8 protein-coding genes are annotated in these 9,812 nt (G+C 67.2%); 6 read left to right on the top strand and 2 right to left on the bottom strand.

The genetic code is table 11. The features are described from left to right. Positions 1–194 precede the first annotated feature (194 nt). From QMK33_RS05750 to QMK33_RS05725, 6 genes are all read left to right on the top strand, one after another. Entirely contained in the window at positions 195–827 is a 633-nt protein-coding gene (locus tag QMK33_RS05750; protein WP_283563607.1) for a conflict system bpX4 domain-containing protein, read from the top strand. After that, complete coding sequence (locus QMK33_RS05745; protein WP_283563606.1) at positions 824–1,981, top strand: AAA family ATPase; 1,158 nt, start codon at positions 824–826, stop codon at positions 1,979–1,981. Before QMK33_RS05750 ends, QMK33_RS05745 begins: the two co-directional genes overlap by 4 nt. 127 nt (positions 1,982–2,108) lie before the next feature. After that, entirely contained in the window at positions 2,109–2,813 is a 705-nt protein-coding gene (locus QMK33_RS05740; RefSeq protein WP_283563605.1) for a hypothetical protein, read from the top strand. A gap of 10 nt (positions 2,814–2,823) precedes the next feature. Beyond that, positions 2,824–5,268, top strand: a complete 2,445-nt coding sequence (locus QMK33_RS05735) for a hypothetical protein (RefSeq protein ID WP_283563604.1) — start codon at positions 2,824–2,826, stop codon at positions 5,266–5,268. After that, a complete protein-coding gene (locus tag QMK33_RS05730; protein WP_283563603.1) occupies positions 5,269–7,041 on the top strand; it encodes a bpX3 domain-containing protein in 1,773 nt (590 codons plus the stop codon). It begins immediately after the preceding gene. Between the two features lie 337 nt (positions 7,042–7,378). Continuing rightward, a complete protein-coding gene (locus QMK33_RS05725; protein ID WP_283563602.1) occupies positions 7,379–8,611 on the top strand; it encodes an NADP-dependent isocitrate dehydrogenase in 1,233 nt (410 codons plus the stop codon). Between the two features lie 145 nt (positions 8,612–8,756). On the opposite strand, the gene QMK33_RS05720 is transcribed toward QMK33_RS05725, so the two are convergent. Next, positions 8,757–9,188 carry a hypothetical protein gene (locus QMK33_RS05720; RefSeq protein ID WP_283563601.1) on the bottom strand — a complete coding sequence of 144 codons (432 nt, stop codon included), beginning with the start codon at positions 9,186–9,188 and terminating at the stop codon, positions 8,757–8,759. A gap of 117 nt (positions 9,189–9,305) precedes the next feature. Then, positions 9,306–9,755, bottom strand: a complete 450-nt coding sequence (locus QMK33_RS05715) for a GNAT family N-acetyltransferase (protein WP_283563600.1) — start codon at positions 9,753–9,755, stop codon at positions 9,306–9,308. Positions 9,756–9,812 lie beyond the last annotated feature (57 nt).

The raw sequence follows: 9,812 nt of genomic DNA, 5'->3' as shown, positions 1-9,812 counted from the left end.
GCGTTTGAGGTTGCCCTGCGCGGTTTACCCTGGGGGTTTGTGGCCCTCCGTGGACGCCCACGGAGGGCCACAAACCCCGAACTTAGCGGCGCTGACCCTAGACTTCTCCCCTCTATATAGAAAGGGGCCAAGAGGTGGGGTGAACCGTGGCGGGCGACCCGCCGGCCGCGGGTCGCCGCGCTATATTGCCGCCCATGCCGCCCTCCCTTCTCGATTTTCTGCGTGCCCTGCTGGCTACCGGCGAGGTGACGGTGGCCGGCCAGCTCACCCCGTTTGCCGCCGCCGACCTGGCCCCCGCCACCGAGCTGCTGCGCCGCTACCACGCCGCCGATGCCCTGCACCAGGCCCACCAGGTGCCGGCCTTTGCGCCCGCGGCGGCGCAGTGGGCCGCCGGGTTCCTGTACCGCACCATGCAGCTGGCCTTTTTGCGCGACCATGGTGCCGACGCCGTGGCCCAGCACCTGGCCGACTGGCCCGGCGACCCCACGCCCGAGGCCAGCTACTCGGTCGACTTAACCTTTCGCCACCTGCCCGCGCTGCTGGGCCTGGCCCGCGACCTGGCCCCGGCCGATGCGCTGGTAACCCGGCTGCAAGCCGTGGGGCAGCAGTGGCCGCTCTCGCTGGTGGGCCCGGCCCCGGCCGCAGCCCCGGCCGCCGTGCTGGCCCACCCGGCCCTGCGCGCCCTGTACCTCGACCGCCTTATCGAGCGGCGCGACCGGGCGCGGGCGGCCCAGCCGGGCGCGTACGAAGGCGTGCGGGCGGCGCTGGGCGAGTACGTGGCGCAGCTCTGGCCCGATTTTCTGACTGTTGTTCCAACCATTTTATGACTGATTTTCCGGCCCCGCTCGGGCTTTTGATTGACAAGCTGCACCGTGTGGCCCGCCACCTCAAAGCCACGTTTGTGGGCAAAGACGACATCATCGACCTGCTGATGCTGTGCCTGGTGAGCCGCGAAAACCTGTTTTTGCTGGGCCCGCCCGGCACCGCCAAAAGCGCCCTGGTGCACGCCCTGGCCCGCTCGGTCGAGGGCCAGACGTTTGACTACCTGCTCACGCGCTTCACCGAGCCCAACGAGTTGTTCGGCCCCTTCGACATCCGCCGCCTGCGCGAGGGCGAGCTGGTGACCAACACCGAGGGCATGCTGCCCGAGGCCAACCTCATTTTTCTGGATGAGCTGCTGAACGCCAACAGCGCCATTCTCAACAGCTTGCTGCTGGTGCTGAATGAGAAGGTGTTTCGGCGGGGCCGCGAAACCCGGCCGCTGCCGGCCCTGCTCATTGTGGGCGCCAGCAACCACCTGCCCGAAGACGAGGCCCTGGGTGCGCTCTTCGACCGCTTCCTGGTGCGCGTGCGCTCCGACAACGCCGCCCCCGCCGACCTCAGCGCCGTGCTCGCCGCCGGCTGGGGCCTGGAGCAGCGCGCGGCGCCCGCCGAGCTGCCCACCATCGCGGCGGCCGAGGTGGCGCAGCTGCAAGCCGCCGTGCCCACCGTGGACCTGGCCACCGTGCGCCCCGCCTACGCCGCCCTGGTGGGCCAGCTGCGGCAGGCCGGCCTGGCCCTGAGCGACCGCCGCGCCGTGAAGCTCCAGCGCCTGCTGGCGGCCAGCGCCCTGCTCAGCCAGCGCCTGGTGGCCGTGCCCTCCGATGCCTGGGTGCTGCGCCACATCTGGGATACCGACGAGCAGCGCGAGGTGCTGGCTGGCCTCGTCAACACCGTAGTAAGCGCCGATACCGCGCCCCGCCCCCACCCCCGCGCCGCCGTGGACCTAGTGCCCGATGCCGACGTTATCTACCAGGAAGTGAGCCGCTTGGCCGAGCGCTGGCACGACCCCGCCACCACCCCCGCCGACCGCGCCACCCTCCGAGACCAGCTCCGCTACCTGCACGGCCGCGCCCAGTGGCTCACCAACCCCGAGCAGCGCCGCTACGTGCAGGAACCCCTGGACGCGCTCTGGCAAGAAGTGCTGCGTTTTGACAATTAATTGGATTGACCTCTTGGAGCCGTTTGCTTCTGCGCCTTCTGCGCAACCCTCTGCGGCTTCTGCGGGCTAAAAACGCTTGCGATTGTATGCCCCTCAAACTTGTCAATTCAATGAATTCCTAGTCACTATGACCGAGCGCATACTAGTGTTGGCCGAAGCCCAACGCGCGGCCCTGGGCACGGTGCGCGACCAGCCCGGCCTGCTCGTGGCGGCCGACGCAGGCCAGCTGTGGCTGCGCGGCCTGCCTGCCACCGGCCCGCTGCCGCTGGCCCTGCGCCAGCTGCCCGCCCTGGCGGCCTACGTGGCCGATGCGGCCGGCCGGCTTTTCCCCGCTGGGCGGCCCACGCCCACCGGCCGGCTGCCGCTGCTGGCCTGGCAGCCCATCACGGCCTTCGTGCCGCTGGAGCTACCCACCGCCGCGCTGCCCGGCCAGCCGCCCGCGCTGGTGCCCGTGCGGCTGGTGCCCAGTGCCCAGCCCCGGCCGGGCGCGGCCCTGCGCACCTCCCTGGCCGCCTGGCAGGCCTACGCCGAAACCGCCCCCGCCGTGCGGCTGGCCTGCCTGCGCTTTGCGGTGAGCAGCCACGGGCAGGCGCTGCTGCTGGGCACGCCGCTGCCCCCGCTGCCCGGCCAGGAATATTGGCTGGCGAGCGGGCTGCTGCTGCCGGCCGGCTTCGAGTTTGAGCTGCCGATTGCGGCGCCGCTGGTAGCGGCCCAGCTAACCCACGGCGGCGAGCGCTTCGTTTTATTTGAGGCCACGGGCCAGTACGAAGTTGTGCCGACCGCGCAGCTGCACCCCGCCACGCGCGCAGCTATTCGACTTACCTTCATTTAGTTAACTACTAATGCCTGAGCAAACCGACCCCGCGCCCGGCCAGGGCGTTACCAGCTACTTCCGGCCACTCCAGGGCTATTTCTGGCGCTGGGCCGAAAGCAATGAGGTGGTGGAGTGGGTGAATGGCACCACCATCACCTACCGCGAGGAGCTGGCCGCCCTGCTCACGGGCCTGGCCCCTACGGGCCTGCCAAGGCTGGGCCCGGCACTGCTGCTGCTGGCCGCCTGCAGCTCTACCTGGCAAAGCAGCCGTGCTGAAACTGGCCTGCTACAAGGTTTGCTGCGCAGCCTGCCGCCGGGCGGCCCGCCCGATGAGGAGCTGACATTTCACCTCAGCGTGGCCCGCAGCTTTTGGGATATCATCCGCGAATTGCCCACCGAATTGCGCCAGGGCGTGGCCAAGGAGCACTTGCTGCGCCTAGTACTGGGAGATACCCTGCCCAGGTCTATTGCCGTTGTGCAGGTAAAAGAACTGGCCAACGACCTCGCTAATTTCTTTCAAAGTGAGTTGATTCAGCCCCGAGCTCAACTCACCCGCTGGCAATTCCGGGAAGACCTGCTGTTTTTTGACCAAGCCGCCCGCAAGTTTCGCACCGTGCATAGCCTGGAGCTGCGCCTGCGCACCGGCCTCGACCAGCTGCCCGAGCCACTCGAAGAAGCCCCTGCCCCGCCCCCTGCCCCACCCACCGGGCCCGCGCTCGACCTGCTGGCCGAGCTGGCCCAGAACCAGCAAACGGCGGGCCTGGCCCGCCTGGTGCCCCACCTGCGCGCCGCCCTGCACCTGCCCCACCCGGCGCCCCAGGCCAGCGAGCAGCCCCTGGGCGGCGTGGCCGACCTCAGCAACCGCGGCCCCCTCCACCGCCTGCTGCTGAGCGAGCTGGCCCAGGACGACCTCAGCCTGCTGGCCCGCCTCGCCCACGGCGAAGCCCTCTACCTGCGCCGCGAAGCCCCGCCCCTACCCCAGCCGCCCACCCGCGTGCTGCTCCTCGATATTACCCTGCCCATGTGGGGGCTGCCCCGCGTGGCGGGCCTGGCAGCGGCACTCGCGCTGGCCCAGCCGGCCGGCCCGGAGCCACCGGCGGCCTTCGCCGTGTGGAGCCACCACTTGCAGCGGCTTGACTTGCGCTCGCGGGCCGGCGTGGTGGCCACCCTCGGCTTGCTCGACCCGGCCTTGCACTGCGGCGAGGCCCTGCGAGCGATGCGGGCCATATTGCCCGCCCGGGCCGAAGCGCTGCTTATTACGGAGGCGCAAGCCGCCCGCCAACCCGAGTTTAGGGCGGCGTTGGCCGCTGCGCCGGCGGCCCTGCGCTTTCTGCTCACCATAGCCCGCAGCGGCGAGCTGGTGCTTTATGAGGTGAAGGCTGGGCACCGCACCGTGCTCAGCACCAGCCAGGTAGACTTGGAGCTCTTGCTGAATCCGCCGGGCCGGAAGACGGTAAAGAGTCCGAAGAGCGTGCAGCGGCCGGCTTTTTTGCGCCAGCCAAAGGCCCCGCTGTTATTTCCGGCCATGCGGGCGGGCTTGCAGCTAGCTACCCTGTGCCAGCACGAGGGCCTGGGCACGGCGGCTGTTACCAACGACCGCCGCCTGCTTTATTGGCCCGCTTCCGGGCGCGGGGCGCAGGAGCTGCTGCCAGCAGTTGAAGAAGGCGTAATACACCTCAGCATCGACGACAGCTTCGACCCCGATGCCGATACTCCCGCTGGCCGCCTGCACCTGCTGCTAGAGCAGCGGCCGGCCAACCAGGCCCCACGGCTGCTGTTTTACGCCATCAGCCTGCCTGGCCTAAAAACCTGTTACACAGACCTATCCGGCCACCCTGCCCTGGCGGCGGGCTGGGCGGGCCTACGCTACGCCGGCGACGGCTGCCTGGCCCTCGAAACACCGGCGGCACCGCAAGCCTTCGAATGTTTCAACCAAAGCTTCGACCAGCTTGACGAGCCGCACCGGGAAGTGGCGCGGCCCGGAGTGCCCGCCGATTTTCTCCAAACGAGCTACGAGGTACTGAGTACGCTCCCGCACATTGGCCTCAGTAGTACCGGCAAGCTCATGCTGGGCAACTACCTGCTCGTGGCCGAAGCCAGCGGCATCCTCAAGCTACAGCCCCTCGGCCCCAACACGCAGCTGCGCAACAAAAGAACCCAGCCGCAGCTGGTTGAAAGTCAGCAGCTCATTTCCAATAAATCAGTTGATTTCCAAAGATTTGTGTGGCCCAATGGCAGTGAGGCGTTCGTAGATTCGCGGGGTCTGCTGCACTTGCGAAGCGCCACTAAAAAGCTGCCCGAGGTTACGCTGGTTTTAGTAGCCGACTGGCCCACCGCGGCCTGGGCCGCCGATGGCAAGCGGTGCGGCTTTTCTTACTTCACGGGTATCGAACCGCAGCTCGACGAGCAGGCATTGCTGGTGCCAGATTTTTATGCGGCTTATATTCAACCCTTTATCAACCAAATCTGCTAAATGCTGCTCACCCTGCACCCCGCCCCTACCGCGCAGCGCCCGGCGGTGGCCGCCTTTTTGGCCGGGGCCGAGCCGCTGGCCTGGCTGCGCGAGCTGAGCCGCTGGAACGTGGCCCCCGGGGCGCTGGCCTGCTACGTGGTGCCCGAGTCGGTGCAGTCGGTGCGCCCGGCGGGGCTGCTGGTGCTGCTGCCCGCCGGCAGCCCCCCGCCGCCCCACCTGCGCGAGCCACTGGGCGTAGTGGCCGGCCGCCTCTACCTGCCCACCCACGCCACGCTGCGCCCCGCCACCCCCGCCGCCGAGCTGCCCGGCCGCCTGCTCTACGAGGTGCAGCTGCTGCACCCCGCTGTGGGCCTGGTGGGCTTCGAGGCTACCGACTGCCTCGCTCTGGCCGACCTGCTGGCGCTGCCCCCGCCGCAACCGGCCGACTGGAGCCGGGCGCACCCCGGCGCGCCGCTGCCGCCGCCCCTGCGCAGCATTCGGGTGCAGGCCCCCAGCGTGGCCGAGGTGCTGGCCGAGGCCCAGGCCGAAGTAGGCAGCGCCCCCCTCACCGAGCTGCCGGGCGCACCCGAAACGCCCTCGCCGCTCGAAAAAACCCTGAATTCGCTCAAGCAAAGCGCCTTGCGCGCGGGCCTGGCGGCCAGCCAGGGCTTGCTGGGAGCGTTGGGGGGGCTGGGGGCTGGCCTGGCCCCGCTGGGCGGGGCCGGCGCGGGTGGGGCCACCGGGCCGGGGCCACTGGACCGCCTGCACGACTATTTCAGCGGGAGCCTGGCCGAGCTGGAGCGCAAGCGCAACGACGAATTAGCGCGCCTGCTAGAGCTGTTTGGGCAAAATATGGAGGCGGCCCTGCGCTTTGCCATTCCGCTGAGCAGCCCCTACCAGCACCGGGGCACGGCCGCGCCCGGCAGCAGCCTGGGAGCGCACAGCACCAATTTTAGCCTGGGCGGGCTGGGCGGCGGGCAGCGCGTCGATGGCTGGGGGCTAAGCACTTATGAAGAGCGGTTGCGCAAAAGCTACCTGGCGGCGGCCGCCCAGGAAGTGGCCGCTGGCCGCTTCCAGAAGGCGGCCTACATTCACGCCCACCTGCTGGGCGACTACCGCACCGCCGCGCAGGTGCTGGTGCAGGGCCGCTACTTCCGCGAGGCTGCCGCCCTCTACCGCGAGCACTTGAGCGAACCCCACACCGCCGCCACCACCCTGGAGCAGGGCGGCCTGCTGGCCGAAGCCCTGGAAATTTACCAGGAGCTCAACGCCTACGAGAAGGTGGGCGACCTGTACTGCGCCCTGGGCCAGCCCGCGCGGGCCGTGCCCTACTACGAGCGCGCCGCCGCCATGGCGCAGGCCGCCAACAACCTGCTGGCGGCAGCTCATATATTGGCTACCAAACTACTACGCCCCGCTGAGGCCGAAACCCTGCTGCTGGCCGGCTGGGCCGGCCTGCGCAAGCCCGCGGCCCACCTCAAGCAGTATTTGCTGCTGCTCAGCGCCACCCGCCCCGCCGACCTGCCGGCCGCCGTGCGCACCCTGGCCCAGCGGCACACGCCGCCCGGCCGCCGCGTGCAGCTGCTCGAAGGGCTGCTCGCTAGCCTGCCCACCCGCCTCACCGACCCCGCCCTGCACGCCGAGGTGCAGCAGCTGGGCTTCGAAATCATTAGCCAGGAGGCGGGGGCGGGCCGCACCCAAAACCTCCATCTCCTCAAAAAGCTCCTGCCCCACGACCGCCTGCTGCCCGGCGATGCCAGCCGCTACGCCGCCCAGCGAACTTTTTCTAACTAATTGATTATAAATTAGTTACATAATATATAGAAACGAAGCAGCTCAGCGACGCAACTGCCCGGGGCACTCCGCGGCGGCTTGCCGGGCTTGGCACCAGCCGCGCGGGGCCGGGCAACCCCCATCCGGAAGCTTCAAAAATAAATTATTGCGCGTCTTAGGCGAATGCAAACGTTTGCGACCGCATGGGGCAGCCGCCAGGTGCTAAAACGTGCTTAATATTGACGCCCGTATCTAACAAGGCCACCTCGTGGCCTGTTAGCCGGGACCAAATTTCTTGCCCGGCACCGCGCGCTTTTGCCGGTGGCACACCCGGGCTTTACCTACTCCCACCTCCCACATGACCAAAATCAAAGTAGCCAACCCCGTAGTTGAGCTTGATGGCGACGAAATGACGCGCATCATCTGGAAATTCATTAAGGATAAGCTCATTACGCCTTACCTGGAGCTGGATATCAAGTACTATGACCTGGGCATCGAGTACCGCGATGAAACCAACGACCAGGTGACCATCGACGCGGCCAACGCCATCAAGCAGTACGGCGTGGGCATTAAGTGCGCCACCATCACGCCCGATGAGGACCGGGTTAAAGAATTCAACCTCAAGCAGATGTGGAAGTCGCCGAACGGCACTATCCGCAACATTCTGGATGGCACCGTGTTCCGCGAGCCCATTGTGATGGGCAACGTGCCCCGCCTGGTGCCCAACTGGACGGCCCCCATCTGCATCGGCCGCCACGCGTTTGGCGACCAGTACCGCGCCACCGACTTCCTCACCAAGGGCAAGGGCAAGCTCACCATCACCTTCCAGCCCGAAGATGGCGGCGAAACCCAGTCGTTTGAGGTGTTCAACTTCAAGAGCGACGGCGTGGCCCTGGCCATGTACAATACCGACGAGAGCATCCGGGGCTTTGCCCACGCCTGCTTCAACCAGGCCCTGAGCAAGGGCTGGCCGCTGTACCTGAGCACCAAAAACACGATTCTCAAGAAGTACGACGGCCGCTTCAAGGACATCTTCCAGGAGATTTACGAGCAGGATTACCTGGCCAAGTTCCAGGCGGCCGGCATCACCTACGAGCACCGCCTCATTGACGACATGGTGGCCTCGGCCCTCAAGTGGCACGGCAACTTTGTGTGGGCCTGCAAAAACTACGACGGCGACGTGCAGAGCGACACCGTAGCGCAAGGCTTTGGTTCACTGGGCCTTATGACCTCCGTGCTGGTAACGCCCGACGGCGGCACCATGGAGGCCGAGGCCGCTCACGGCACCGTAACGCGCCACTACCGCGACCACCAGAACGGCAAGCCCACCAGCACCAACCCCATCGCCAGCATATTCGCCTGGACGCGCGGCCTGGAGTTCCGCGGCAAGCTCGATGGCAACCAAGAGCTCATCGACTTCTGCCACACCCTCGAAGCCGTGTGCATCGAAACCGTGGAAAGCGGCAAAATGACCAAGGACCTCGCCGTGTGCATCCACGGCAACAAAGTGGCGCACGGCCGCGACTACCTCTACACCGAGGAATTCCTGGAAGCGCTGAACGAGAACCTGAAGAAAAAACTGAGTAAGTAAACCGTTGGTTTATAGCCCGTTGAGAAACGCCCACCCGGTAGCCGAGTGGGCGTTTTTTTTGTGGGTAGTTCGTGCTGGCGTGGGCCTCACCCCCCGGCCCCCTCTCCTTGAAGGAGAGGGGGCCGGGGGGTGAGGCCCACGCCACTTACTTGAGCAGCCGTGCCTGGTGCGCCGCATTAATAAGCGCCGGCGCATTTTTGAGCGTAGCCAGTGCCAGCTCCTTAGCGGCTTGGCGCAGCTCGTCGGGGCTGATGTCGCGGGTTTCGTCGCGCACCAGTTCGGCCAGGGTTTGGAAGGCGTGGGCGAGGGCCTGGCGGCGGGGCTGTGGCACCCGCAGCTCGGCGTAGGCCACGGCCAGGTGCAGCTGAATTTTCTTGCGCCGCGCGCGAAATACCGACTCGTTGGTCGCCTGCGCCTGCACGGCATCCAGCAGGGCCACCAGGGGCAGCAGCTTGGTGGCCGTAGTGGCCACGGCTACTTCCAGGCGCTCGCGGCGGCGGGTGGCGGGCGTTTCGGCAGCGCTGGCTGGGGCGGCGGGTTTCTTTTTCCCTAGCAAGTGAGGGATTACGAACGGCATAGGGCTGCGCTAGAACGCGTTAGGTAGCTACCAAGATAGGAGCCGGCCGCGCTTACTTGCAAATGCCGCGCCGGCCGAAAACTGGCGCAAGCCCCTACGCAAGCCTAGACGCCGCGCTTACGGCCGCAGCATATAAATGTGCGGAATACCATCTTCTAAATAGCCCGCCCCCTGCTGCACGAAGCCGAAGCTTTCGTAAAACGCCTGCAAGTACAGTTGCGCGCCAATTTTGATGGGCTGCGGGCCATACAGCGTATCGCACTGCGTAATAGCTTGTTGCAGCAGCTGCCGCCCCAGGCCGAAGCGCCGGTAGCGCGGCGCGGTCACCACCCGCCCAATGCTGGCCTGCGCGTAGCTGATGCCCGCGCCGAAAAGCCGGGCGTAGGCGGCCAGCTCGCCGGTGGCGGCGTAGCCCAGCAGGTGGTGGGCGGCTTGGTCCTGGCCGTCAAGGTCTTGGAAGGGGCAGGTTTGCTCTACTACGAATACTTCGCTGCGCAGCTGCAACAGCGCATACAGCTCGGGCACAGTGAGGGCAGCGAAGGGTTTGGTGGTCCAGGTAAGGGTCATAAGCTGCGAAGCTAGGGGCGGCGCGCGGCGGTGGCAAGCCCGGCCCGGCGCATTGGG

It is taken from the genome of Hymenobacter sp. H14-R3 (assembly GCF_030063445.1).
Classification (GTDB): Bacteria; Bacteroidota; Bacteroidia; order Cytophagales; family Hymenobacteraceae; genus Hymenobacter.
This window is presented reverse-complemented; position numbering and strand designations above follow the sequence as displayed.